Below are 23,322 nucleotides of genomic sequence, written 5' to 3'. Positions count from 1 at the left end.
CTCAAAAGAAGGTAGGTGCGCCGCCGGGCGCACACCCCGGCCTCCGACGCCAGCAAAGGCATGCGGCAGCCATCGATATCAGTCCATCAGCCCTTCACGGGTGGAATCCGATAGTGGTACTGATAGACCTCGCCAAACCCCAGCCCCGCATACAACCGCTGAGCCACCCCATTGACTGCCCGCACCTGCAGATAAGCCGACCCAGCCCCCACATCGCACCCCCACTGCAGCAGCGCGCGCACCAGAACACTGCCATGGCCCCGCCCGCGCAGGGCAGGATCCACCACGATGTCATAGAGCCCGATGGCCCCCCGTTCAAGCACCGCCAGCCCGAAGCCGATGGTTCGACCTGCGCCGTCATGCAGGGTGGCAAAGGCGCAGGGCAGGGCGATCGCATGCACCATGGCATGGTGGACCGCGTGGTTCTGGGCCTGCACACCATTGGCTGCGGCAAAGCCATCCAGCCATGCGGCCGTGGGGGTGGTTTCGATCTGCACGCACGCATGGGCCTGCGCCGCATCCAGCCCGGTGGTTGCCATGACCAAAGATGGATCGAAGTACGTGTAGCCTGCATCGGCCAGTTCCTGGTTCGCTGCGGCAGGCGCCAATGGCGATATGCGGAAGACCGGCGGCAGGCCGTGGCGGGAATACAGCGCCTCGGCCGCGTCGCGCACACCGCTGAAGGATGCGCCGGCCTCGATGGCATTCACCGAATTGGCGCGCTTGGTGAAGCCGCCCGACAGCCGAAACACCCAGCCGGCCTGCAACACGCTCTGGCGCGCGGGCCAGGCATTGAAGGAGCGTTCTTCGAGGGCGCGGATGGTCTCGGGGCTTGCGCGATTGCTGGGGGCGGGGGTGGCCAGGGGCACTGCAAAAGACATGCCCATTTATACCAACCGCTGGCGACCGCGCTATGACCCGAGCCGGATGCCCACGATGCCCGCAAACACCAGCCCCGCAGCCACGATGCGCCCCGGCCCCACGCGCTCCTTGAGCAGCCAGGCCGAGACCAGCGCCACCAGCAGCACGCTGGTCTCGCGCAAGGCGGACACCTGGCCCATGGGTGCGCGGGCCAGGGCCCATACGGCGGTCCAGTAGGCACCCATCTGCATGGTGCCGGCGGCAGCGCACAGCCAGAGGGCACGGCGGTCCACCGCGAAGGCGCGCCGCCCCTTCCACCCCAGCACGATGAGGGCCGTGGCAATGCCATCGCCCAGCGTGATGAGGACGGCGAAACCAATGGCCGAGCCGGACTGCCGGGCGCCAAGCGCATCCACCACGGTGTAAGCCGCGATCAGCGCGCCGGTGAGCAGCGCGTAGCCCACTGCCTTGCGGCTGCTGCCGTTGCCCGCAGAGGCCTTGGGCAGTGCCAGCGAGAGCACCCCGGCGCACAGGCACAGCACGCCCATCAGAGCACCCGCCCCGGGCGACTCATTGGCAAACAGGGCGCCCCCGGCCATCACCATCACCGGCGCAGAACCGCGCGCGATGGGGTAGACCTGCCCCAGGTCGCCATGGTTGTAAGCCATGGGCAGTGCGAAGTGGTACGCCGTATGGATGGCGATGGACGCGCCCAGCAGCAGCCAGCTCTCGGGCCCGGGCCAGGCTACCCAGGGCAGCACCAGCAGCGACAGCGCACTGCCGATGAGCGTGGTGATGGCCATGGCGGTGATGCGGTCGCCGCCGATCTTGATGGCGCTGTTCCAGCCGGCATTGAGGACTGCGGACAGCAGCACGATGAGAAAAACGTCGTTGGTGATCATCGGGGCATGGTGCTTTTGCCCCAAACATCTGTAAAGTTGAATTCAATGACTGCTGAATTCAGGATTGCTGATGCGTAACCTCAACCTCGACCAGGTGCAGACCCTGATCGCGATTGCCGACCTGGGCACCTTGGCCGCCGCAGCGCAGGCGCTGCACCTGGCGCCGCCCACGGTGAGCCTGCACATCAGCGAGCTGGAGTCGCGCCTGGGTGCCGCGCTGGTGGTGCGCGGGCGCCGGCAGGCCAGCCTGACGCCTGCGGGCGCGGCCCTGGTGGCCGGTGGCCGCCGGCTGCTGGCGGGTGCCGACGAGGTGGTGGAGCAAGTGCGCCGCCGTGCCCAGGGGCTGGAGGGGCTGGTGCGGCTGGGCACCACGGCGGGCGTCAGCGCGCACCTGCTGCCGCGCCTGCTCGACGTGCTGGCGCGCCAGAGCCCGGGGGTGGATGTGGCGCTCGACGTGCTCGGTTCCGCCGAGGCCATGGCCCGCCTGGCGGCGGGCACGCTGGACTTGGCCATCGTCGCCCTGCCGCAGGCCACCGCCGGCCAGGTGCAGGTGGTTCATTGGCGCAGCGACCCCATGGTGGCGCTGCTGCCGCCGGGCTGGGAGGCGCCCGAGCGCATCAGCGCCGAATGGCTGGCCGCCCACCGCTGGATGTCGTTCGGCCCGGCCACGCAGATGTACCGCCTGATCGCGGCCTGGTTCGCACAGGCCGGGCTCAGCCCGCGGCCGCGCCTGGAGCTGAACCACCCCCTGGCCCTGCGCAGCCTGGTGGCTGCTGGGCAGGGTGCCGCCGTGCTGCCGCTGGAGCAGGCTGACGTGACAGGGGGCGACCCCGACAACACGGGCCTGCAGGTGTGCCCCCTGCATCCACCGCTGCTGCGGCAATTGGGGCTGGCGCGCCGCGCCAGTGAGGGCCACGATGCGGCCATTCAAAGCGTGTTGAAGGCGCTGGAGTCGTTTGCTTCGTCCTAGAGGTGGCGGTAGAAGTAGGTCGTGCTGCACAGTGCGCCATCGGGCATCAGCGCGTAGTCGGGCACCACGCCCACGCGCTGCCAGCCCGCGCGCTCGTATAGGCGCTCGGCATCGCCGCCGGTCACAGTGTCCAGCACCAGCACGCGCTTGCCTGCGCTGCGCGCTGCGTCGTCCACGGCGGCCATCAGGCGCTGGGCCACGCCGCGGCGGCGGGCCTTGCGGTGCACAAGCATCTTGGCCACGTCGGCGCGGTGGGGCTGGTTGTCGGGCATGGCGGTGATGAGCTGCACGGTGCCGACAATGCCCTCGGCGCCGTCCTCTGCCACCAGCAGCACGCGCTCGTTGCGCGCCACGCCCTCGGCCACGCCGCGCCAGAAAGCCAGGGCCTTGTCGCGTGGCAGCGGCGCCATGAAGCTCACCGACGCGCCGCCATGTACGCAGTCGATCAGTACCTCGGCCAGGGCTTCGGCGCTGGCGGCGGCCTCGTTGGCGCCCAGGCGGCGCACGGTGATGGGGGTGTCGGTGGTGGCATTCATGGGGTTCTCCTGGTGGGGGCGGGTGAAGGGAAGGGCAGGGTGGCCAGCGCCACCAGATAGCGCGCGTCCTGCGGCGTGCGGTTGTGGAACACGATGGGTTGGTTCAGCCGCATGGCCAGGCAGTCGCCCGCCTGCAGGTGCCAGGTGGTCTCGCCCACACTGAGGTCCATGGCGCCTTCGATCAACCAGACCTGCTGGTGGATGTCGGCCTCGTGCACGGCCGAATCCAGCGCCACGCGCCGGCCCGCAGGGAACACCACCTCCACCAGTTGCAGCGGCGACGGCGCAGGCGGCGAGAGCCGGCGCCGCACATAGCCGGAGGCCGGGTCCTGCCACACGGGCTGGTCGGCCGCGCGGATCAGGGGCGAGGGCGGTTCGGCCGCCTGGGCACTTGCAACATCGAAGAACGAGGCCAATGCCACGCCCAGGCCAATGGCCAGCTTGTCGAGCACGGCGGCCGTGGGGCTGCTCTGGCCACGCTCGATCAACGAGATGTTGGAGCGGCTCACGCCGCTGCGCTCGGCCAGCGCTTCGAGGGAGTAGCCGCGTGCGTCGCGCAGTTCGCGCAAACGCTGGGCAATGCGGGTGTGGATGTCCATGATTCCAGTTTAATGGATTTTTATTCCATTATGTTGGAATGGTGCGCACACATCCCATCCGTACGCTTCGCGGTGATACTTGGCGGAACTGTCCACAGAACATTGAAGGAGACACCGTGACCACGACGCTGCCGTTCCAACCGCTCGATGCCGACCTGCTGGCCCGTGCCTTGCCCCTGCTCGACGAGGAGTGGCTGGCCCGCGACGCCGACCTGGCCCCCGTGCTGCCCACTGTGCTGGCGCGCAACGTGGGGCAGGACTGGCACAAGGCGGGCACCTTCCGCCATCACCTGGTGGGCGTGGCGCGTTCGCTGGCCATGTGGCAGCAGCCGCGCGACGTGCGCCTCCTGGGCCTGCTGCACAGTGTGTACGGCAATGCCTTCGTGGACCTGGTGAAGTTCGACCCCGCCAAGGAGCGCGCCCGCGTGCGCGAGATCGCAGGCGAATCGGCCGAGCACCTGGTCTACCTGTTCTGCACCCAGTCGCGCACGCAGTTCGTGCAGCGCGTGCTGGCCGGCGCGCTGGAGGCCGATGGCAGCCTGGTGCTCGAAAAGGACGGCCAGCCCCATGTGCTCACGCCCTACGAGGTGGCGGCCTTCATCATCGTGAGCATGGCCGACACCATCGAGCAGTGGTTCAGCTGGCAGGACGATATCTACTCGCGCTTTCCCACTGTGCAGCAGCGCCCGCAGGCCGTGCACTGGGCGGCCTCGCTCTGGCCCGGCCCCATGCGGCCCAGCGGGCGCATGGTGAGCCAGATCAATGCGCTGGGGCTGGCGCTGCAGCACCCGGGCCTGAAGGGCCTGCTGCCCACGCCGCCCGTATTCAACGACTGCACCGCCGCACTGTCGGCGACCGACGAGGCGGCCGCCACCTCGCTGTACTGGTCGGTGATCCAGCAGGACCAGCCGCTGGCCGACCTGGACGTGGCCACTGCCGTGCTCGAGAGCGCGGTGCGCCACAACCCCTGGGTGGGCGAGCCGCAGATGGTGCTGGCCCAGCTCTACCTGTCCGCTGGCCGCAATGCCGATGCCGCTTCCGCTGCCTCCAGCGCGCTGCAGCAGTTCAGCGCCTGGGGCAACTCCTGGGACAAGCGCGTGCAGTGGGATGCCTGGGTGGCATGGACGCGCATCCTGCAGCAATCGGCCACCGAGGGCACCTGGCCCGAGCGGCTGGACAAACTCAACAACGTAGCGCTGAGGGTTTGAGGGGCAGGGCGGTTGACGCTTGCTGACGTCTTTATATCAATTGAACCTAAGGTAATTAAAAGTTATTCTTTTGAGTTTTAAAGGGCAAACCCTATAGTGGAAACATCTCATAACGAAAGGTGTTTTCCGTGAACAAGCGCTCCCTCCTGCAATCCGCTCTCGCCCTGGCCCTCGCCACCGGTTTCGCCACGGGCGCCATGGCGCAGGACAAGCCCCTGAAGATCGGCGTGACCGGCGGCCCGCACGCGCAGATCTTCGAAGTGGTCAAGAAGGTCGCCGAGAAGGACGGCCTGAAGATCCAGGTCGTCGAGTTCAGCGACTACGTGCAGCCCAATGCGGCCCTGGCCTCGGGCGACCTCGACGCCAACAGCTACCAGCACAAGCCCTACCTGGACAACCAGGTCAAGGACCGTGGCTACAAGATCGTGCCCGTGGGCTACACCGTCAACTTCCCCATCGGCCTGTACTCCAAGAAGGTCAAGAAGCTCGAAGACCTGAAAGAAGGTGCCAAGTTCGGCATCCCCAACGACCCGACCAACGGCGGCCGTGTGCTGCTGGTGCTGCAGGACAAGGGCCTGATCAAGCTGCGCGAGGGCTCCGACCTCAAGGCCACGCCGCTGGACGTGGTGAGCAACCCCAAGAAGATCAAGTTCGTGGAACTCGATGCCGCGCAGCTGCCCCGCTCGCTCGACGACCTGGACGCCTCGGCCATCAACACCAACTTCGCGCTGTCGGCCGGCCTGAACCCGGGCAAGGATGCGATTGCGCAAGAAAATGCCAAGAGCCCTTATGTCAACCTGATCGCCGTGCGCGAAGTCGACAAGGACAAGCCCTGGGTCGCCAAGCTCGTAAAGGCCTACCACTCTGAGGAAGTGCGCAAGTTCATCCAGACCGAGTTCAAGGGATCGGTCCTGCCAGGCTTCTGAGCTTGGCAAGCGAAGGGGCGGCCAGGTGCCGCCCTTTTTCATTGGCGACCGCCTCGCCGGGGCCGCGCGCTTCATCCGCCTGCCGACACAAACAATAGAGACACTCCATGAACTTCCAGCAACTGCGGTCCGTGCGTGAGACCGTGCGCTGCGGCTTCAACCTGACCGAGGTGGCGAACATCCTCTACACCTCGCAGCCGGGCGTGAGCCGCCAGATCCGCGAGCTGGAGGAAGAGCTGGGCATCGAGATCTTCGTGCGCGCCGGCAAGCGGCTCACGGGCCTCACGCCGCCGGGCGAGGCCGTGCTGCCCATCGTGGAGCGCCTGCTGCACGACGCCGACAACCTGCGCCGCGCTGGGCAGGACTACAGCGCCAGCCATGAGGGGCGCCTGTCGATTGCCGCCACCCATTCGCAGGCGCGCTATGCGCTGCCGCAGGTGGTGCGCGATTTTCGCGCCATGTTCCCGCAGGTCTCGCTGCACCTGCACCAGGGCTCCCCCAAGCAGGTGGCCGAGATGCTGCTCAGCGGCGAGGCCGACATCGGCGTGGCCACCGAGGCGCTGGCGCACTACGACGCATTGGTCACCCTGCCGTGCTACCGCTGGACGCACAGCATCGTCGTACCGCCCGAGCACCCGCTGCTGGCGCTGACCGAGCCCGTGACGCTGCAGCAGCTCACCGAGTACCCCATCATCACCTACGAGCTGGGCTACACCGGCCGCGCCCACATCGACGAGGCCTTTGCGCGCGAAGGCCTGCGCCCGAATATCGTGCTCTCGGCCATGGACGCCGACGTGATCAAGACCTATGTGGAGCTGGGCATGGGCGTGGGCATCGTCGCCTCCATTGCCGTGGACCCCGAGCGCGACCGCCAGTTGCGGATGCTCGAAGCACGCCACCTGTTCGAGGTCAATGTCACCCGCCTGGCCGTGCGCAAGGGCACTTGGCTGCGCGGCTACGCTTACAGCTTCATCGAGACCTTTGCGCCCACGCTGCAGCGCGAAGCGGTGGAGAAGGCGGTGCGTGCCACCGGCACGCCGCTGGAGTAATTTCCCTCAGGAGTTGATGCCACGCTGTACGGTAGACAGCGCGCGCCGGTACTCTTCGCGCAGGCGGTAGATCTGCGCCGGCCGGTGCGCCCCACCGGTCTCCTGCTCGCCCGCGATGGGTTCGAGCATGTCCAGCTCGTCGATCTTGCGCCGAAAGCTCACCTTGTTGATGGGCTCGCCCAGCACCGCCTCGTACACCGCCTGCAGGCGCGGCAGGGTTATGCGTTCGCCGCACAGGTACACCGGCAGCGAGGAATACTGGCTCTTGGCGCGCACGCGCTCCACGGCCAGCGCCACAATGTCCTGGTGGTCGAAGGGCAGGGCCGGCAGCGCGGCCACCGGCGCCAGCGCGATCCCTTCGCGGTCGGTGGGCAGCAGCTCGGCCGGTACCAGCGCATAGTAGACGACGGAGACTGACCAGCCCCGGGGGTCGCGATCGGCCCCTGAGTAGGTGGCCAGCTGTTCGAGGTACGGGCTCACGATGCCGGTCTTGTCGCGCAGCACGCGCGCCGCCGCATCCCAGGCCGTGCGGTCTTCCTGCGCGTGGATATAACCGCCCGGCAGGGCCAGTGCGCCAGCAAAGGGCGGGTTTTTGCGCTCAAGCAGCACGACGTGCAGGGCATCGTCCTTGAGCGCCATGAGGACCACGTCCACGGTGCAGATGACGGGCGGGAACGGGGGTTCTGCAGAGGTTTTGGGCATGGCGTTTTCTGTGGCGGCTGGTTGACTTAGTATTTTAATGAAACTATCATAAGTTCATCAGTGAAACTAAGTAGGAGGGCCTATGCCATCGGATTTCAACAACACACGAGACCATCTGGAAAGCCGCTACCGGGGCTGCCTTGTCGGCCTGGCCTGTGGCGATGCCGTGGGCACCACGGTGGAGTTCAGCCCGCGCGGCAGCTTTGCGCCTCTCGCCGACATGGTGGGCGGTGGCCCGTTTCGCCTGGCCCCAGGCCAGTGGACGGACGACACCTCCATGGCCATCTGCCTGGCGCAAAGCCTGCTGCACCGCGGTGGCTTCGACGCCGAGGACCAGATGCGCCGCTATGTGAACTGGTGGCGCTGGGGCTACCCCAGCCCGACCGGCACCTGCTTCGACATCGGCATCACCGTGCAAGGTGCCTTGTCGCGCTTCATGGCCAACGGCGAGCCGATGGCCGGCTCCACCGATCCCCAGACCGCAGGCAACGGCTCGCTGATGCGGCTGGCGCCCGTGGTGCTGCGCTACTTCCCTGACATGCAGGCGGTTTTGCGCCAGGCGCGGCTCAGTTCGCAGACCACGCACTGCGCGGCCGAGGCGGTCGAGTGCTGCAGCGTGTTGGCCGAGGTGATTGCCAATGCCCTGGGGGCCGACTCCCCACGCGGCGAGACCGCGAGGATGGAGGTGTTGACCGTGGTGCAGGAGGGGCTGGCCTGTCCTGCGGTGCGCAGCATCGCGGCGGGTCAGTACCGGGACAAGCCGCGCGATGCCATCCGCGGCAGCGGCTACTGCGTGGCCTCGCTGGAGGCGGCCCTGTGGTGCTTTGCCACCACCGGATCGTTTGCCGATGCCGTGCTGGCCGCCGCCAACCTGGGCGACGATGCCGACACCACGGCCGCCATCACAGGGCAGGTGGCGGGCGCGTTCTACGGCATCGAGGGCATCCCCGCGCACTGGCGCGGCATGCTGTTCATGGGCGAGGAAATCGGCGACATGGCGGCAGGGCTGCTGCACAGGGACGGGCGCGCCGTGCCGGTATAGGCCGCGTACATCACTGGCGCCCTGGCTTTCAACGGGCCGCCAATACCCGCCAGGCCGGGATAAGCGGCCGTGCCCTCCCGCTTTTCCGCCCATCGTTCTGGCCGCTACGGAGTACTCTGGACCTTGGTGGAAGCTGCGCCCGGCAACCACGCATGGCCGCCCTGTTCCAGGGCCATCTGCCTGTCGTTCAGTCCTTCATTCTGTCCTTGTTGCCTGTCTATTTTTCCTGGATGCATCCCATGCGGTATCTCGCTGTTTTTTTGCTGGCTGCGGTGGCGCCTTTTGCCCAGGCTGCCAACTTCGTCTCGCTGCACCAGTCGGCGCTCAGGGTTGCGCTGCCCCCGGCGGGCGGCTCCTACAACTACAAATTCGATACCAAGGTCGGCTTCAAGCAGCAGTACGCACCGCAAGGCGCTACCGGTTGCGTGATCGGCTATGCCACGGGCGGATGCGCGTTCCCTGGCGGCGGATCGCTGGCGCTGCCCGAGTTCACCGGCTACCAGCTGCAGTACAAGGAATTCAAGATCTTCATCCCCGCAGGGACGCGTTCATTCATGTTCTCGGGCTATGCACCCCAGCGGACGCAGTCGGCCTTCGCACTGCGCTACGGCTCGGCGCCGTTGCGCGAGGCGGCCCTGAGCGGTGCGGAATACCAGAAAGCCCAGAGCGGCGAGCGCATCGACAGCGCGTTCTCGCGGCTGGTCAACGATCGCAGCACCGACCAGCTCATTGTGCACGACGGCGGCGGCACCTTGCGCTTCGTGGGTGGCCAGTTCGATGCCAACCGCGGCAGCACCAGCGAAGGCAACTGGCTCTACGTGCGCCAGCTGAGCGGTGCACCGCTGTACGACGTGCAGGGGGGCATCGATGTGGACATGGCCAGGTACGCGGCCGGCTACGCCAGGATCGTCTGGACCACCAGCAACTACCCCGACCCTGTGGACACAGCCAGCCCGGGCGGCTCAGGCACGGGTACAGGCACGGTCACCCCGCCAAACAACGCGACGACCCTGCCGGTTCCGGCCACGGTGGCCACCGCGGTGCTCTCCGCAGCCGGCCAGCCCCTGCGGCTCGACATCAGCATGGCGCAGGCTGCAGCGGATGTCGCGGCCAACCCGAAGATCAGCGCCTGGGTCGCGGCGTTCGTTCCAGCCAATGGCCTGTCGTTCCCGGCGGATGCCTGGTTCTTCCGCCTGGCCAACGGCACCTGGGCCAGCCAGATACCGGCCGACGTGGAGGGCATCGCCTTCGCCAGCCAGGTGGCCAACGCCGCCAGCCTGAAGTTCACGCCCGCGCTGGACTTCACGGACGCCGAGCTGCGCGCGTTCAACGTGCAGGTCCACTTCGGCTACAAGACCGGCACCGGCAGCTTCGTGAGCAAGGGCAAGGTCTGGCCGCAGTGAGGGCCGTGCCTGGGGGTTTCGTCATGAGCTCATGCGCAATGCGGCTTTGGAAGATGGGATGCCGGCCTTTAAGCTGCTGCCTTGACTTTCAGCCCGCGTCTCGCGCATGCCCCCACACTTCGACACCATCGTCATCGGCCTCGGCGCCGTAGGCTCCGCCACCCTCTACCAACTGGCCCGGCGTGGGGCGAATGTGCTTGGGCTGGACCAGTTCCAGCCACCACACAGCCTGGGCTCCTCGCATGGGCAGACGCGCATCACGCGGCTTGCCGTGGGGGAGGGCGACGAATACGTGCCCCTGGTGCGCCGCTCGCACGAGATCTGGCGCGAACTGGAGGCCGCGACCGGCCAGTCGATCTACACCCGCACGCACGGCCTGGTGCTCGGGCCGCGCGATGGCGCGCCGCTGCACCAGGGGCGCCGCCTGGACTTCGTACACAACACCATCGAGATCGCGCGCCGCCATGGCATAGCCCACGAGGTGCTGGACCATGGCGACCTGCGCCGGCGCTACCCGCAGTTCCAGCTCAACTACAACGAATTCGCCTACTGGGAGCGCGACGCCGGCTTCGTGCGGCCCGAGGCCGCCATCAGCGCGCAGCTGCAACAGGCCCAGTTACACGGCGCCAGCCTCCAGACAGGAGTGCGCGTGACCGGCCTTGTGCGCGAAGGCGAGCACCTGCGCGTGGACACCACCCAGGGCAGCTTCCATGCAGGGCAGGTGGTGCTGGCAGCCGGCCCGTGGCTGCCGGGCCTGCTCGGCCAGGAGCTGCAGCATGCCTGGGCACCCCAGCTGGCGGTGTACCGCCAGGTGATGTTCTGGTTCGACGTGGGCGCCGCCACACCATCGTTCGAGCCCGGCGCCTTCCCGGTCTTCATCTGGACCTTCCGTGACGGACCGGACGATTCGATCTATGGCTTTCCGGTTGCGGACCCGGGTGCGCCGGCCTTCAAGGTGGCCACCGCGCAGTACCTTGAGACCACCACGCCCGAGGCAGTGGACAGGGTCGTGGCCGACGCGGAGAGGGATTCCATGCTCCAGCGCCATGTGCTGCCGCGCTTTCAGGCCCCGGGCGCCCGCTGCACGGACGCGCGGGCCTGCCTCTACACCGTGACGCCCGACCATGGCTTCGTCGTGGACCGCCTGCCCGGTTGGCCGGGCGTGCATGTGGCGTCGGCCTGTTCGGGCCATGGCTTCAAGCACTCGGCCGCCCTGGGGGAGGCGCTGGCGCAGCAGGTGCTCGACCTGCCGGAGCGCCTGGATCTGCGACCCTTTGGCCACGCCCTGCACGGGTTGGCCGCCGCCGAGGTGGCCTGAGCCATTGCAAGGATGTTTTGGTTTTATAGAAACCAATTTTTATTCTTTTGGGTTTTATGGGAAGGGTTCTAGAGTGGACCCATTGTTCACAGCAGCCCCGCCAACGAGGCCGTGACAACCCCTCTCCCCAAGGACCCCACCATGTCTTCATCCGCTATTCAGGACACCCAGGACGCTGTGCTCGCACAGGAATTGGAATCTGCCCGCTCGGTCGCACTGGCCTCCGGCCTGCCCTATGCGGGCGGTGTGTCGCCCACCGTGGCGTGGAAACTCGTGTCCGCTGGCGACGCCGTGCTGGTGGACGTGCGCTCTGCCGAAGAGTTGAAGTTCGTTGGCCACGTGCCGGACAGCCTGCATGTACCGTGGGCCACAGGCACCGCCCTGCAGCGCAACCCGCGTTTCGTGCGAGAGCTCGAAGCCCGCCTGGCCAGCCATGGCGGCAAGGAGGCCACGGCCCTGCTGCTGTGCCGCAGCGGCAAGCGCTCGGCCCTGGCAGCCGAAGCGGCGGCCAAGGCCGGCTTCACCCAGGTCTTCAACGTGCTCGAAGGCTTCGAGGGCGAAATCGACGAACGCCAGCAGCGCGGCGGCTCGGATGGCTGGCGTTTTCACGGCCTGCCCTGGATTCAGGATTAGCCTGACCCCTGCTGCCACGGCCGATCCCACGACTGAACCACTGCACCCCACACCCTCCATGGCCGTCTTCAACATCGAACCCATCGTGCAGTCGCTGCATGCCGTGCGCCGCGACTGGCGCAGCCTGCAAAAACGCTCGCAAGAGCCCGGCGGGCGCGAGTTCCCCTCGCGCGATGCGCTGGCCGACATCGTGGAGCAGCTCAAGGGCGTGCTTTTTCCCATGCGCCTGGGCCCGCCCGATCTGCGCCAGGAGAGCGAGGACTTCTACGTGGGCCACACGCTGGACGCGGCCCTGCACGGCCTGCTGGCGCAGATCCGGCTGGAGCTGCGCTATGTGCACCGCCACCAGCCGGTGGAAGAGCAGCACATCGAAAAACGCGCCGTGCAGGCGGCCCGCAGCTTCGCCGCATCGCTGCCCGACATCCGCAGCCTGCTCGACAGCGACGTGCTCGCCGCCTACCACGGCGACCCGGCCGCACGCAGCGTGGACGAGGTGCTGCTGTGCTACCCCGGCATCCTGGCCATGATCCACCACCGCCTGGCACACCGGCTGTACCAGCTGGAGCTGCCGCTGCTGGCGCGCATCGTGGCCGAGCAGGCCCATTCGCTCACCGGCATCGACATCCACCCCGGTGCGCAGATCGGCGCGGGCTTCTTCATCGACCATGGCACGGGCGTCGTGATTGGCGAGACGGCGGTGATCGGCGAGCGCGTGCGCGTGTACCAGGCCGTCACGCTGGGCGCCAAGCGCTTTCCCACCGACGATGACGGGCACCTGCAAAAGGGCCTGCCGCGCCACCCGGTGGTGGAGGACGACGTGGTCATCTATGCCGGTGCCACCGTGCTGGGCCGGGTGACCCTGGGGCGCGGCGCCACCATTGGTGGCAATGTGTGGATCACGCACGACGTGCCTGCGGGCGGCAACGTGACGCAGGCCCTGTCGCGCCACGATGCCAGCCGCAATGGCGAGTCTTCGGGAACGGTGGCGGCATGAGCGACGTGCTGGTACGCAGCTTCGGCACGGCCGTGCGGCGCCTGCGCGAAGCGCGCGGCTGGTCGCAGGAGCTGCTGGCCGAACACGCCGACCTGAACCGGTCCTACGTGGGCGAGATCGAGCGCGGCCGGGCGATTGCCTCGCTGGTCACCATCGACAAGCTCTCGCAGGCCCTGGGCGTGAGCAGCGCGACCTTGCTCGGGCATTGCGACGAATTGAGCAGCGCCAATGCACTGAAAGGCAGGCCTTTGGCGGCTATAGCATGTTGAAGCGCTAGTCCCTGCATCGGACACTGGTCGGGAATCGTTTCTCATCCATCCCACCTTTTCGATACGGAGCCTCACATGACGGCAACAGTGGGCGGCACGACCGCCCTGGGCGACAACGCAGCACGGCAACTCGCCAATGCGACCAAGACCACCGCACAACTCTCGACCATCTCGCCACGCTGGCTCACGCACCTGCTGCAATGGGTGCCGGTCGAGGCGGGCATCTACCGCCTCAACACGGTCAAGAACCCCGAGCTGATCAAGGTCACCTGCACCGCCCGCGAGGAAGAGAACCAGCTGCCCCGCACCTTCGTCGATTACGAAGAGAACCCGCGCGAGTTCTTCCTGAACGCCGTGAGCACCGTGCTCGACGTGCACACCCGCATCTCCGACCTGTACAGCAGCCCGCACGACCAGATCAAGGAGCAGCTGCGCCTGACGATCGAGACGATCAAGGAGAACCAGGAGAGCGAGCTCATCAACAACCCCGACTACGGCCTGCTGGCCCAGGTGACGGAAGAGCAGCGCGTGTTCCCGCTCACGGGTGCGCCCACGCCGGACGACCTCGATGAGCTGCTCACCAAGGTATGGAAGGAGCCCGCCTTCTTCCTGGCGCACCCGCTGGCGATTGCCGCCTTCGGCCGCGAAGCCACGCGCCGCGGCACGCCGCCGCCCACGGTGAGCCTGTTCGGCTCGCAGTTCATCACCTGGCGCGGCATTCCGCTGATCCCCTCGGACAAGGTGCCCGTGGCAGACGGCAAGAGCAAGATTTTGCTGCTGCGCGTGGGCGACAAGCGCCAGGGCGTGGTCGGCCTGTTCCAGCCCGGCCTGCCGGGCGAGCAGAGCCCGGGACTGTCGGTGCGCTTCATGGGCATCAACAACCATGCCATCGCCTCGTACCTGATCTCGCTGTACTGCTCGCTGGCCGTGCTCACGCCCGACGCCCTGGCCGTGCTGGACGACGTGGAGATCAACAAGTACCACGACTATCCCGACACCTACAAGTAAAGCAGCCGCGTGGTGACCACTCCTTCTTTCACCCCTGCCGGCGTGCCCGCCACGCTGCAGCCACCCATCGATACGGCGCTGCTGGCCAGCCTGGCGACGGCGCTGTTTGCCGCCGCCCCCGGCGAGCAACCCCGTTTCGTTGGGCCAGCGGGTGCCTTGCCGTCCACGCCACCAGGCTCGCTGCCTGGTGCAGGGCAGGGTACGCCCTGGCCGCCCGGCGTGCAGGCGCCCGTCAACATCGCGCCGGCCGGCTCGCCACTGGTGAGCCCGGCGGGCTTCGGCCCTGGCGTGCCCGGCACGCCCATACCGCAAGGGCTGGTGCCGGGTGCCAACCTGGTGCCTGCCTCGCCCACGCCGCTGGCATCGCTGGCGCACCGCGCGCCGGCCCTGCTGCCGCATGCTGTGGCGGGCAATGGCGTGCCCGATTCGGTGATCAGCACCTTGCCGGCCTACGAGCCGCGCTTTGGCAGCGCCGTGCTGGGTGTGCCGCAGGCCGCGCACCCGCAAGCGGCCCTGCCTCCGAGTCCATCTGCGGCAGTACCAGCCCAGGGTGCATCGCCGTACTACTTTCTCGGCGATCGCCACGACCATCCGCTGGCGGCAGACCGCGCGCCCAGGCTGACCCCGCCCGACGGGCATGGCGCCGCTCCTGGCGGGCTCGATGCCCTGGCACGCCTGCCGTTCGCGGCGCCCGAAGTGCCGCGCGTGGGCTCGCCCACGGCCGGTACCGGCGTGCCCAGCACCGTGCCATCGACCGAACCCCGGTTCTACTTTGCCGACGCCGTGGTGCTACCGGGTGGTTACACCACGCCCGGCCGTGCCCCAGCCGCCAGCAGCAATGTCCCCCATGCCGACCGCAGCGCCCACCCGGCCTTCGACGTGCATGCGGTGCGCCGCGACTTCCCGGTGCTGCAGGAGCGGGTGAACGGCCGCCAGCTCGTCTGGTTCGACAACGCGGCCACCACGCACAAGCCGCAGTCGGTCATCGACCGCATCAGCCACTTCTACGCGCACGAGAACTCCAACATCCACCGCGCGGCACATGAGCTGGCTGCCCGTGCCACGGACGCCTACGAAGGCGCACGCCAGCGCGTGCAGCGCTTCATCAACGCGCCCGATGTGAACGAGGTGATCTTCGTGCGCGGCACCACCGAGGCCATCAACCTGGTGGCCAAGAGCTGGGGCGCGCAGCATGTGGGCGAGGGCGACGAAATCATCGTCAGCCACCTCGAGCACCATGCCAACATCGTGCCCTGGCAGCAGCTGGCGGCCGCCAAGGGCGCGCGCCTGCGCGTGATTCCGGTAGACGACTCGGGCCAGGTGCTGCTCGATGAGTACCAGAAGCTGCTGAACGACCGCACCAGGATCGTCGCCGTCACCCAGGTCTCCAACGCCCTGGGCACCGTGGTGCCGGTCAAGGAGATCGTGGCGCTGGCCAAGCGGGCGGGCGCCACGACCTTGGTCGATGGCGCGCAGTCGGTCTCGCACATGCGGGTGGACGTGCAGGACCTGGGGGCCGATTTCTTCGTCTTCTCGGGCCACAAGGTTTTCGGGCCCACCGGCATCGGCGTGGTCTGGGGCAAGCGCGCAGTGCTCGAAGACATGCCGCCCTGGCAGGGCGGCGGCAACATGATTGCCGACGTGACCTTCGAGAAGACGGTGTTCCAGCCCATCCCGAACAAGTTCGAGGCCGGCACCGGCAACATCGCCGATGCCGTGGGCCTGGGCGCCGCCATCGACTACGTGAACCGCGTGGGCATCGAGAACATCGCGCGCTACGAGCACGAGCTGCTGGTCTACGGCATGCGCCACCTCTCTGCCATCCGCGGGGTGCGCCTCATCGGCACGGCCGACGACAAGGCCAGCGTGATGTCCTTCGTGCTCGCGGGCTACGCCACCGAAGAGGTGGGCAAGGCGCTCAACGAGGAAGGCATTGCCGTGCGCACCGGCCACCACTGCGCCCAGCCCATCCTGCGCCGCTTTGGCGTGGAGACCACGGTGCGGCCGTCGCTGGCGTTCTACAACACCTTCGACGAGATCGACCGCCTGGTTGGCGTGGTGCAGCGCCTGGCCGGGCAAAGGCGGGCGGGGTCAGCAGGGGGGGTCAGCCCCTAGCGCAATTGCTATACAAAATATAGCAATTGCGCTGAGCCTGCTTCATCCTCAGGCCACGGTCTGTGGCTATCATGGCAAGCGCTTCGTGCTGTGGGGTTGGGAGACCCTGCAGTGCTTTTCTCCGTGTCGTCCCACTCACAAGGAGTTTCCATGAGCAATGTCCAGATCGCCGTCATCGTCGGCAGCCTTCGCAAGGATTCGTTCAACCGCAAGCTGGCCACCGCCATCGAGCGGCTGGCCCCGGCCGATTTCCAATTCACCCACCTGCGCATCGATGACCTGCCCCTGTACAACCAGGACGACGATGGCCAGCAGGCCGCGTCCGTGGTGCGCCTCAAGGGCGAGCTCAAGGCCGCCCAGGGCCTGCTGTTCGTGACACCCGAGTACAACCGCTCCATCCCCGGCGTGCTCAAGAACGCGCTCGACCATGCCTCGCGCCCCTACGGTCAGAGCGCCTGGGGCGGCAAGCCTGCCGGCGTGATCGGTGCCTCGGTCGGCGCCATCGGCACCGCCCTGGCGCAGCAGCACCTGCGCAACGTGCTGGCCTACCTCGACGTGCCCACGCTGGGCCAGCCCGAGGGCTTCATCCATGCCAAGGAAGGCCTGTTCGACGCCGACGGTAACGTGGGCGAGGGCAGCAAGAAATTCCTGCAGGGCTGGGTGGATGCCTATGTTGGCTGGGTCAAGAAGCACATCTGAGCTTCTTCTGAACGCACCATAAAAAACGCCGCCCTTTGAGGCGGCGTTTTGCTGTGTGAACCGTTGGCCGGATCAGGCTGCTTGTGCCACTTGTGGCTGGTTGGCAGGCACGGCGGTTTGTGCGGCGATGTCCTTGTCGGCATTGGCAAAGGCCAGGGCCTTGGCGTCAGGGCCCATGCCCACGCCTTCGGCACGCACAAAGCGCACGTCGGTGATGCCGAAGAAGCCGAAAACGACCTTCAGGTAACTTTCCTGGTGTTCCATGGCCTGGCCACCTTCGCTGGTGGAGTACACGCCGCCGCGGCTCGATGCCACGATCACCGTCTTGCCGCCGGCCAGGCCCACGGGGCCCTTGTCGGTGTACTTGAAGGTGCGGCCGATCTGCGCCACGCGGTCGATCCAGGCCTTAAGCTGGCTGGGGATGGTGAAGTTGTACAGCGGGGCGCCGATCACGATCACGTCGGCCGCCAGGAACTGGCTCACCAGGGCTTCGGACAGGGCGTTTTCAGTGCGTTGCACATCGGTCGAGGCTTCCTGTCCGGTGCGAAAACCCATGGCGTCGGCCGTGAAGTGGGCAGGTGCCTGAGCAGCCACGTCCAGGTACTGCACCGTGGTGTTGGCGTGGCCGGCCTTCCAGGCGGCGACGATGCGCTTGGTGAGTTCGCGCGAAACGGATTGTTCGCCGGTGATGGCCGAGTCGATGTGAAGCAGTTGCATGAGGGAATCTCCTGTGGGTGGTAGCCACAGCGTGTGGCCATGGGTGAATTGTGGAGACGCACTCATTTGTTGATAAGGTATTGAACTTGCGATAGATTGTCCTATCAGTAGAACGATGTATTTTATGCAAGACCTCAACGACATGCTGTATTTCGCCGAGGTGGTCGAGCGCGGTGGCTTTGCCGCCGCCGGCCGCGCCCTGGGCATTCCCAAATCGCGCCTGTCGCGCCGCGTGTCGGACCTGGAGGCACAACTGGGTGTGCGCCTGCTGCAGCGCACCACGCGCAAGCTCTCGCTGACCGAGGTGGGCGAGGCCTACCTGCGGCACTGCCAGGCCATGCGCGAGTCGGCCCAGGCCGCGGCCGACACCGTGGCCCAGGTGCAGACCGTGCCGCGCGGCACCGTGCGCGTGAGCTGCCCGGTGACCCTGGCGCAGACCGTGCTGGCCGAGATGATGCCCTCCTTCCTGGCGCGCTACCCCGAGGTGCGGGTGGACATGATGGTCAGCAACCGCGCCGTGAACGTGGTGGAGGAGGGCATCGACGTGGCCCTGCGCGTGCGCCCCTCGCTGGAGGACAGCGGCAGCATGGTCGTCAAGCGCCTGGACATGACCAGCACCATCCTAGTGGCCAGCCCTGATTTGCTGATACGCCAGGGCACTCCCACCACGCTCGAAGACCTCTCCCGCATGGACAGCGTGGCCATGTCGGCCCCCGATGGCCGCGCCACCCTGAACCTGATGGGGCCCGGCGGCGCGCACCAGGTGGTGCACCACACCCCGCGCTACGTGGCCGACGACCTGCTGACCCTGAAGTTCGCCGTGCTGGCCGGTATCGGCATGGGCTGGATGCCCGACTACATGTGCCACGAGGAGATGCGCGAGCGCCGCCTGGTGCGCGTGCTGCCCGAGTGGGTACCACCGCCGGCCATCGTGCACGCGGTGTTCCCCTCGCGCCGCGGGCTGTCGCCAGCGGTGCGCAGCTTTCTCGACTACCTGGGCGAGGCCATGCCGGGGCGCAACAGCCTGACTGCGCGCGATGGCGGAGCGGGGCTGGACGGCGCAGGTATATAACACTGGCGCAATACGCCATGTGGCGAAGTCCGCCAGGCGCGCGGGTCTCTGCCGAGCGGGCGTTTTCAGGCCACAATGCAACCAGTTGCAACTGACCGGTTGCCTGCGCGCTACCCTGCGCAGGTGCCCAGGGCGCGCCGTGAAAACCTCCCACCCCATCGACACCCACCTCCAGAAGGCCCGCGTCCACCCGTCCGTGCGGGCCATCGTGATACCGCCGTGCCCGGAATCCCTGGTGCGGCTGCAGCAGATCGTGGCCGCGCCCGAGCTCGACTCGGGCGCGCTGGAGCAACTGGCCTCGTCCGACGTGGCCATGGCCGCCGCCCTGATACGCCAGGCCAACAGCCCCTTGTTCGGCCTGGCCCAGCCGGTGCAGACCATCGGCATGGCGCTCACGGTGCTCGGACTGAACCCGGCCGTGGAGCTGCTCTCGGCCTTCATCACGCGCAACGCGCTCATGGTGCGCTCGCCGCTGCTCGAGCATTTCTGGGAAAGCTCGCAGCGCCGCGCCATCGCCTGCGAGCACATCGGGCGCCAGCTCTACAGCTTCGACCCGGGCCTGGGCTACAGCTTCGGCCTGTTCTGCCACGTGGGCATGCCGGTGCTGGTCAAGGCCGTGCGCGGCTATGGCTCCACCGTCACCGAGGCCCTGGCCCGCAAGGACCGCACCTTTACCCAGACCGAAAACGCCAACCACCACACCGACCACGCCGTGATGGGCGCCATCGTGGCCCGCACCTGGCACCTGCCGGGCGACGTGGCCCAGGCCATCTGGCTGCACCACGATTTTGCGGCCCTGCAGGACGAGCGCTTCAACCCCACGGTGCGCCACCTCGTGGCCCTGGGCCTGCTGGCCGAGTACCTGGTCAACCACCACGACAACCTGCAACCCACCCGCGACTGGCTGCAGCACGGCCAGGCCTGCATGGACCACCTGGCGGTGTCGGAGGAAGAGCTGGACCACTGGGTGGACGAATTGCATCCTGCCTTCGAGGCTGTGCGCTTCTGAGCCGTTGCGACCGTTAGCATGGCGGCACCATGCTTGCCGCCAAACCCTATCTCCAGAGCGTCTGCATCCGCCCCGATGCAGAGGTGGATTTCGACAGCTACCCGTACAACATACCCGCCATCCGGGAGATGGGTTTGCTGGAATTCCACGCCGATGTCACCTTCTTCGTGGGAGAGAACGGCTCGGGCAAGTCCACCCTTTTGGAAGCCATTGCGGTGGCCCTGGGTTACAGCCCGCAAGGTGGCACCCGCGATTTCATGGTGGGCACCAAGAAATCCGTATCTCCGCTGCATGAGTCACTCAGGCTGGCGCGGAGCTTTCGCCAACCCAAGGATGGGTACTTTCTGCGGGCCGAAAGCTTCTTCAACGTCGCCACCTTCGTGGACGACAACGGTGTTCCCGACGCCTACGGCACCCATTCGCTGCATGGCATCTCGCACGGCGAGGCCTTCATGTCCTTGCTGGCCCACAAGTTCCGTGGCAAGGGCCTGTACCTGCTGGATGAGCCCGAAGCCGCGCTGTCGCCCAACCGCCAACTGGCCGCGCTCTCGGCCATTCACCAACTGGTGGAGGACAAGTCGCAGTTCATCGTCGCCACGCACTCGCCCATCCTGCTGTCTTACCCGCACGCCAAAATCATCCAGTTCGACGGCACCGGCCTGTCGGAAGTGGCCTTCGAGGACACAGAGCACTACGCCGTGACGCACGACTTCCTCAACAACTACCGCGAACGGCTGGATCGGCTGCTGGGAGACGAAGACTGAGTTTGTCGCGCTTCGATAGACGTTTTTGCGATTAAGTCAGAACAATATATTCGTTTGGGTTTTAAAGACCGGCTCGCAGAATGGCTCCATCAGACATTGAAGGAGCATCTCCATGGCCACTTTGCGACTCGGCGACACCGCCCCCGACTTCACCCAGGAATCCACCGCCGGCCCCATCCACTTCCATGAATGGGCGGGTGACTCGTGGGTAGTGCTGTTCTCGCACCCTGCCGATTTCACGCCGGTGTGCACCACCGAGCTGGGCAAGACGGCCGCTCTGGCCACCGAATTCGCCAAGCGCAAGGTCAAGCCCATCGCTGTGAGCGTGGACCCCGTCGATTCGCACAACCGCTGGGTGGGCGACATCAACGAAACGCAGAACACCACCGTCAACTTCCCCATCCTGGCGGATGCGGACAAGAAGGTCGCCGACCTGTACGACATGATCCACCCCAACGCATCGACCACGGTCACGGTGCGCAGCGTGTTCATCATCGACCCCAAGAAGGTCATCCGCACCACCTTCACCTACCCCGCGAGCACGGGCCGCAATTTCGACGAGATCCTGCGCGTGATCGACTCGCTGCAGCTCACCGACAGCCACAAGGTGGCCACGCCCGCCAACTGGAAGGACGGCGACGACGTGATCATCGTGCCCAGCCTGCAAGACCCGGCCGAGATCGCCCAGCGCTTCCCCAAGGGCTTCAAGGCCGTGCGCCCCTACCTGCGCATCACGCCCCAGCCCAACAAGTAGGCAAGCCCGGCTGCGGCCCGCGAGGGCCGCGCCAGGCGGTACACCTGTGAACCCCACTTCCATCATCATCGTCCCCGGCTGGCGCGACTCCGGCCCCGGCCACTGGCAAAGCCTGTGGACCGAACGGTTGCCGCAGGCGCGCCGCGTGGTGCAGGACGACTGGATCACCCCCACCCGCAACGCCTGGGTCGGCACGCTCGAAAAGACCGTGCTGGCCGCCCCGCACCCGGTGGTGATCGTGGCGCACAGCCTGGGCTGCATCGCCACCACGCACCTGGGGCCCGAAGCAGCGGCGCGCATCCACGGGGCGCTGCTGGTGGCGCCTGCCGACCCGGAGCGCCGCGCCATCCTCAACGACTTTGCACCCGTGCCCTACGCGCAACTGCCTTACCGCAGCGTGGTGGTGGCCAGCAGCAACGACCCGTACTGCCCCATTCGCCTGGCCGGAGCCTACGCCCGCGCCTGGGGAAGCGAGTTCGTGCGCATGCAGCAGGCTGGGCACATCAACGTGGAATCGGGCCATGGCGAATGGCCTCTGGGCTGGGCGCTGCTGCAGTCGCTGACGGGCGAGCAGGGCGGGGTAGGGGCGCCGGCCCCCTCACCAGCTGCCTTGCAGGCCACGGCCTGAGGCTGCGGGCTTGCTGCACGGGCCTTTTCGTTTCTATATTCCAAAAACAGCTTAATTAACAAAAATGTATTCTTTTGAGTTTTAAAGCGCATTGCGCACAATGGGGCATCTCCAGTTTTATCCAACAGGCTACGCCACATGACTTCTTTGAAACTCAAGACTCTTCTGGCCACTCTGGCGCTCACCGCCAGTGGCATGGCGCTGGCCCAGGACTCGCTGCTCAACGTGTCGTACGACGTGGCGCGTGAGTTCTACAAGGACTACAACGCCGCCTTCACCGCGCACTACAAGAAGACCACCGGCAAGGACGTCAAGATCGACCAGTCGCACGCCGGCTCCAGCGCCCAGGCGCGCGCCGTGAACGACGGCCTGGCGGCCGATGTGGTCACCATGAACACCACCACCGACGTGCAGTTCCTCGCCGACAGCGGCGTGGTGGCCAAGGACTGGTCCAAGAAATTCCCCAACGACGCATCGCCCACCACCTCGACCATGCTGTTCCTGGTGCGCAACGGCAACCCCAAGGGCATCAAGGACTGGGAAGACCTGATCAAGCCCGGCGTGCAGGTCATCGTGGTCAACCCCAAGACCGGCGGCAACGGCCGCTATGCCTACCTGGCCGCCTGGGGCGCCATCCGCGAGAAGGGCGGCACCGAAGAGCAGGCCGCCGAGTTCGTGGGCAAGCTGTACAAGAACGTGCCCATCCTGGCCAAGGGCGGGCGCGATGCCACCGCCACCTTCCTGCAGCGCAACCAGGGCGACGTGCTGATCACCTTCGAATCCGAAGTCGTCTCCATCGACCGCGAGTTCGGCGCCGGCAAGGTCGATGCCGTCTACCCGTCGGTGAGCGTGGTGGCCGAGAACCCCATTGCCGTGGTCGAGCGCACCGTGGCGAAGAAGGGCACGGCCGCACTGGCCAAGGCCTACCTCGATTACCTGTACTCCGAAGAAGCCCAGGAGATCGCGGCCAAGCACGCCATCCGCCCCCGTTCTGAAACCGTGCTCAAGAAGTACGCCGCCACCTTCAAGCCCCTGAAGCAGTTCACCGTGGCCAAGTACTTCGGTTCGCTCAGCGATGCACAGAAGGTGCACTTCAACGACGGCGGCCAGTTCGACAAGCTCTACACGCCCGGCGCCAAGTAAG

At 66.9% G+C, this 23,322-nt stretch carries 25 protein-coding genes; 19 read left to right on the top strand and 6 right to left on the bottom strand.

Features of this window, described 5'->3' with window-relative positions; all coding sequences use genetic code 11:
• Window positions 1-86: 86 nt before the first annotated feature.
• Both QYL93_RS22430 and QYL93_RS22425 read right to left on the bottom strand, forming a co-directional pair.
• Complete coding sequence (locus tag QYL93_RS22430; RefSeq protein WP_305745735.1) at window positions 87-881, bottom strand: N-acetyltransferase; 795 nt, start codon at window positions 879-881, stop codon at window positions 87-89.
• A 30-nt stretch (window positions 882-911) separates the two neighbouring features.
• Window positions 912-1,763, bottom strand: coding sequence for a DMT family transporter (locus QYL93_RS22425; protein WP_305745734.1), 852 nt, complete (start codon window positions 1,761-1,763; stop codon window positions 912-914).
• 70 nt (window positions 1,764-1,833) lie between these two features.
• On the opposite strand from QYL93_RS22425, the gene QYL93_RS22420 reads away from it, so the two are divergent.
• Complete coding sequence (locus QYL93_RS22420; RefSeq protein ID WP_305745733.1) at window positions 1,834-2,733, top strand: LysR family transcriptional regulator; 900 nt, start codon at window positions 1,834-1,836, stop codon at window positions 2,731-2,733.
• On the opposite strand, the gene QYL93_RS22415 is transcribed toward QYL93_RS22420, so the two are convergent.
• Together QYL93_RS22415 and QYL93_RS22410 are read right to left on the bottom strand one after the other, a co-directional pair.
• Window positions 2,730-3,269, bottom strand: a complete 540-nt coding sequence (locus QYL93_RS22415) for a GNAT family N-acetyltransferase (protein ID WP_305745732.1) — start codon at window positions 3,267-3,269, stop codon at window positions 2,730-2,732. The two genes, QYL93_RS22420 and QYL93_RS22415, sit on opposite strands and share 4 nt — an antisense overlap.
• Window positions 3,266-3,868: an XRE family transcriptional regulator gene (locus QYL93_RS22410; RefSeq protein ID WP_305745731.1), complete on the bottom strand. Its 603-nt coding sequence runs from the start codon at window positions 3,866-3,868 to the stop codon at window positions 3,266-3,268. Before QYL93_RS22410 ends, QYL93_RS22415 begins: the two co-directional genes overlap by 4 nt.
• Window positions 3,869-3,984: 116 nt before the next feature.
• Between QYL93_RS22410 and QYL93_RS22405 the strand changes: the two genes are divergently transcribed.
• The 3 genes from QYL93_RS22405 (at window position 3,985) to QYL93_RS22395 (ending at window position 7,051) form a co-directional block, all read left to right on the top strand.
• Entirely contained in the window at window positions 3,985-5,076 is a 1,092-nt protein-coding gene (locus QYL93_RS22405; protein ID WP_305745730.1) for a DUF6817 domain-containing protein, read from the top strand.
• Between the two features lie 128 nt (window positions 5,077-5,204).
• Window positions 5,205-6,002 carry a MetQ/NlpA family ABC transporter substrate-binding protein gene (locus QYL93_RS22400; protein WP_305745729.1) on the top strand — a complete coding sequence of 266 codons (798 nt, stop codon included), beginning with the start codon at window positions 5,205-5,207 and terminating at the stop codon, window positions 6,000-6,002.
• A gap of 107 nt (window positions 6,003-6,109) precedes the next feature.
• Complete coding sequence (locus QYL93_RS22395) at window positions 6,110-7,051, top strand: CysB family HTH-type transcriptional regulator (RefSeq protein WP_305745728.1); 942 nt, start codon at window positions 6,110-6,112, stop codon at window positions 7,049-7,051.
• A 6-nt stretch (window positions 7,052-7,057) separates the two neighbouring features.
• On the opposite strand, the gene QYL93_RS22390 is transcribed toward QYL93_RS22395, so the two are convergent.
• Window positions 7,058-7,753 (bottom strand): NUDIX domain-containing protein, encoded by a 696-nt coding sequence (locus QYL93_RS22390; protein ID WP_305745727.1) that lies wholly within the window; start codon window positions 7,751-7,753, stop codon window positions 7,058-7,060.
• A gap of 82 nt (window positions 7,754-7,835) precedes the next feature.
• On the opposite strand from QYL93_RS22390, the gene QYL93_RS22385 reads away from it, so the two are divergent.
• The 9 genes from QYL93_RS22385 to QYL93_RS22345 all read left to right on the top strand — a co-directional run bounded on the left by QYL93_RS22385 (window position 7,836) and on the right by QYL93_RS22345 (window position 17,234).
• The gene (locus tag QYL93_RS22385; RefSeq protein ID WP_305745726.1) at window positions 7,836-8,795 is read left to right on the top strand and encodes an ADP-ribosylglycohydrolase family protein; all 960 of its coding nucleotides are present in this window, start codon (window positions 7,836-7,838) and stop codon (window positions 8,793-8,795) included.
• A 239-nt stretch (window positions 8,796-9,034) separates the two neighbouring features.
• On the top strand, window positions 9,035-10,198 hold the full coding sequence (locus tag QYL93_RS22380; RefSeq protein ID WP_305745725.1) for a hypothetical protein: 1,164 nt from the start codon (window positions 9,035-9,037) through the stop codon (window positions 10,196-10,198).
• A gap of 106 nt (window positions 10,199-10,304) precedes the next feature.
• Window positions 10,305-11,516, top strand: a complete 1,212-nt coding sequence (gene solA, locus QYL93_RS22375) for an N-methyl-L-tryptophan oxidase (protein WP_305745724.1) — start codon at window positions 10,305-10,307, stop codon at window positions 11,514-11,516.
• Window positions 11,517-11,657: 141 nt separating this feature from the next.
• The gene (locus QYL93_RS22370) at window positions 11,658-12,149 is read left to right on the top strand and encodes a rhodanese-like domain-containing protein (RefSeq protein ID WP_305745723.1); all 492 of its coding nucleotides are present in this window, start codon (window positions 11,658-11,660) and stop codon (window positions 12,147-12,149) included.
• Between the two features lie 58 nt (window positions 12,150-12,207).
• Window positions 12,208-13,143 carry a serine O-acetyltransferase EpsC gene (epsC, locus tag QYL93_RS22365; protein ID WP_305745722.1) on the top strand — a complete coding sequence of 312 codons (936 nt, stop codon included), beginning with the start codon at window positions 12,208-12,210 and terminating at the stop codon, window positions 13,141-13,143.
• On the top strand, window positions 13,140-13,412 hold the full coding sequence (locus QYL93_RS22360) for a helix-turn-helix domain-containing protein (RefSeq protein ID WP_305745721.1): 273 nt from the start codon (window positions 13,140-13,142) through the stop codon (window positions 13,410-13,412). Before epsC ends, QYL93_RS22360 begins: the two co-directional genes overlap by 4 nt.
• 75 nt (window positions 13,413-13,487) lie before the next feature.
• Window positions 13,488-14,420 (top strand): family 2A encapsulin nanocompartment shell protein, encoded by a 933-nt coding sequence (locus QYL93_RS22355; RefSeq protein ID WP_057204241.1) that lies wholly within the window; start codon window positions 13,488-13,490, stop codon window positions 14,418-14,420.
• A gap of 9 nt (window positions 14,421-14,429) precedes the next feature.
• Window positions 14,430-16,535 carry a family 2A encapsulin nanocompartment cargo protein cysteine desulfurase gene (locus QYL93_RS22350; protein WP_305745720.1) on the top strand — a complete coding sequence of 702 codons (2,106 nt, stop codon included), beginning with the start codon at window positions 14,430-14,432 and terminating at the stop codon, window positions 16,533-16,535.
• A gap of 150 nt (window positions 16,536-16,685) precedes the next feature.
• Window positions 16,686-17,234, top strand: coding sequence for an NADPH-dependent FMN reductase (locus QYL93_RS22345; RefSeq protein ID WP_179680155.1), 549 nt, complete (start codon window positions 16,686-16,688; stop codon window positions 17,232-17,234).
• A gap of 72 nt (window positions 17,235-17,306) precedes the next feature.
• On the opposite strand, the gene QYL93_RS22340 is transcribed toward QYL93_RS22345, so the two are convergent.
• On the bottom strand, window positions 17,307-17,951 hold the full coding sequence (locus tag QYL93_RS22340; protein ID WP_305745719.1) for an FMN-dependent NADH-azoreductase: 645 nt from the start codon (window positions 17,949-17,951) through the stop codon (window positions 17,307-17,309).
• 124 nt (window positions 17,952-18,075) lie between these two features.
• Here QYL93_RS22340 and QYL93_RS22335 point away from each other — a divergent pair, with 124 nt between their 5' ends.
• From QYL93_RS22335 to QYL93_RS22310, 6 genes are all read left to right on the top strand, one after another.
• Window positions 18,076-19,023 carry a LysR substrate-binding domain-containing protein gene (locus QYL93_RS22335; protein ID WP_305745718.1) on the top strand — a complete coding sequence of 316 codons (948 nt, stop codon included), beginning with the start codon at window positions 18,076-18,078 and terminating at the stop codon, window positions 19,021-19,023.
• A gap of 139 nt (window positions 19,024-19,162) precedes the next feature.
• Window positions 19,163-20,032, top strand: coding sequence for an HDOD domain-containing protein (locus QYL93_RS22330; RefSeq protein WP_305745717.1), 870 nt, complete (start codon window positions 19,163-19,165; stop codon window positions 20,030-20,032).
• Between the two features lie 29 nt (window positions 20,033-20,061).
• Window positions 20,062-20,796 (top strand): AAA family ATPase, encoded by a 735-nt coding sequence (locus QYL93_RS22325; protein ID WP_305745716.1) that lies wholly within the window; start codon window positions 20,062-20,064, stop codon window positions 20,794-20,796.
• Between the two features lie 112 nt (window positions 20,797-20,908).
• Window positions 20,909-21,550 carry a peroxiredoxin gene (locus QYL93_RS22320; protein WP_007857275.1) on the top strand — a complete coding sequence of 214 codons (642 nt, stop codon included), beginning with the start codon at window positions 20,909-20,911 and terminating at the stop codon, window positions 21,548-21,550.
• A 46-nt stretch (window positions 21,551-21,596) separates the two neighbouring features.
• Entirely contained in the window at window positions 21,597-22,178 is a 582-nt protein-coding gene (locus tag QYL93_RS22315) for an alpha/beta hydrolase (protein WP_305745715.1), read from the top strand.
• Window positions 22,179-22,316: 138 nt separating this feature from the next.
• Window positions 22,317-23,321 (top strand): sulfate ABC transporter substrate-binding protein, encoded by a 1,005-nt coding sequence (locus QYL93_RS22310; RefSeq protein WP_305745714.1) that lies wholly within the window; start codon window positions 22,317-22,319, stop codon window positions 23,319-23,321.
• The last annotated feature ends 1 nt before the right edge of the window (window position 23,322 follow it).

Source organism: Acidovorax sp. A1169, assembly GCF_030704685.1.
Classification (GTDB): domain Bacteria; phylum Pseudomonadota; class Gammaproteobacteria; order Burkholderiales; family Burkholderiaceae_C; genus Acidovorax.
The sequence above is the reverse complement of the archived record's forward strand: the minus strand, read 5'-3'. Positions and strand labels throughout refer to the sequence as shown.

Excerpts from the sequence above, each read along its gene's own strand:
- QYL93_RS22430 (WP_305745735.1), bottom strand. The coding sequence starts at position 881 with ATGTCTTTTGCAGTGCCCCTGGCCACCCCCGCCCCCAGCAATCGCGCA.
- QYL93_RS22425 (WP_305745734.1), bottom strand. The coding sequence starts at position 1,763 with ATGATCACCAACGACGTTTTTCTCATCGTGCTGCTGTCCGCAGTCCTC.
- QYL93_RS22420 (WP_305745733.1), top strand. The coding sequence starts at position 1,834 with ATGCGTAACCTCAACCTCGACCAGGTGCAGACCCTGATCGCGATTGCC.
- QYL93_RS22415 (WP_305745732.1), bottom strand. The coding sequence starts at position 3,269 with ATGAATGCCACCACCGACACCCCCATCACCGTGCGCCGCCTGGGCGCC.
- QYL93_RS22410 (WP_305745731.1), bottom strand. The coding sequence starts at position 3,868 with ATGGACATCCACACCCGCATTGCCCAGCGTTTGCGCGAACTGCGCGAC.
- QYL93_RS22395 (WP_305745728.1), top strand. The coding sequence starts at position 6,110 with ATGAACTTCCAGCAACTGCGGTCCGTGCGTGAGACCGTGCGCTGCGGC.
- QYL93_RS22390 (WP_305745727.1), bottom strand. The coding sequence starts at position 7,753 with ATGCCCAAAACCTCTGCAGAACCCCCGTTCCCGCCCGTCATCTGCACC.
- QYL93_RS22385 (WP_305745726.1), top strand. The coding sequence starts at position 7,836 with ATGCCATCGGATTTCAACAACACACGAGACCATCTGGAAAGCCGCTAC.
- QYL93_RS22380 (WP_305745725.1), top strand. The coding sequence starts at position 9,035 with ATGCGGTATCTCGCTGTTTTTTTGCTGGCTGCGGTGGCGCCTTTTGCC.
- solA (WP_305745724.1), top strand. The coding sequence starts at position 10,305 with ATGCCCCCACACTTCGACACCATCGTCATCGGCCTCGGCGCCGTAGGC.
- QYL93_RS22370 (WP_305745723.1), top strand. The coding sequence starts at position 11,658 with ATGTCTTCATCCGCTATTCAGGACACCCAGGACGCTGTGCTCGCACAG.
- epsC (WP_305745722.1), top strand. The coding sequence starts at position 12,208 with ATGGCCGTCTTCAACATCGAACCCATCGTGCAGTCGCTGCATGCCGTG.
- QYL93_RS22360 (WP_305745721.1), top strand. The coding sequence starts at position 13,140 with ATGAGCGACGTGCTGGTACGCAGCTTCGGCACGGCCGTGCGGCGCCTG.
- QYL93_RS22355 (WP_057204241.1), top strand. The coding sequence starts at position 13,488 with ATGACGGCAACAGTGGGCGGCACGACCGCCCTGGGCGACAACGCAGCA.
- QYL93_RS22345 (WP_179680155.1), top strand. The coding sequence starts at position 16,686 with ATGAGCAATGTCCAGATCGCCGTCATCGTCGGCAGCCTTCGCAAGGAT.
- QYL93_RS22340 (WP_305745719.1), bottom strand. The coding sequence starts at position 17,951 with ATGCAACTGCTTCACATCGACTCGGCCATCACCGGCGAACAATCCGTT.
- QYL93_RS22335 (WP_305745718.1), top strand. The coding sequence starts at position 18,076 with ATGCAAGACCTCAACGACATGCTGTATTTCGCCGAGGTGGTCGAGCGC.
- QYL93_RS22325 (WP_305745716.1), top strand. The coding sequence starts at position 20,062 with ATGCTTGCCGCCAAACCCTATCTCCAGAGCGTCTGCATCCGCCCCGAT.
- QYL93_RS22320 (WP_007857275.1), top strand. The coding sequence starts at position 20,909 with ATGGCCACTTTGCGACTCGGCGACACCGCCCCCGACTTCACCCAGGAA.
- QYL93_RS22310 (WP_305745714.1), top strand. The coding sequence starts at position 22,317 with ATGACTTCTTTGAAACTCAAGACTCTTCTGGCCACTCTGGCGCTCACC.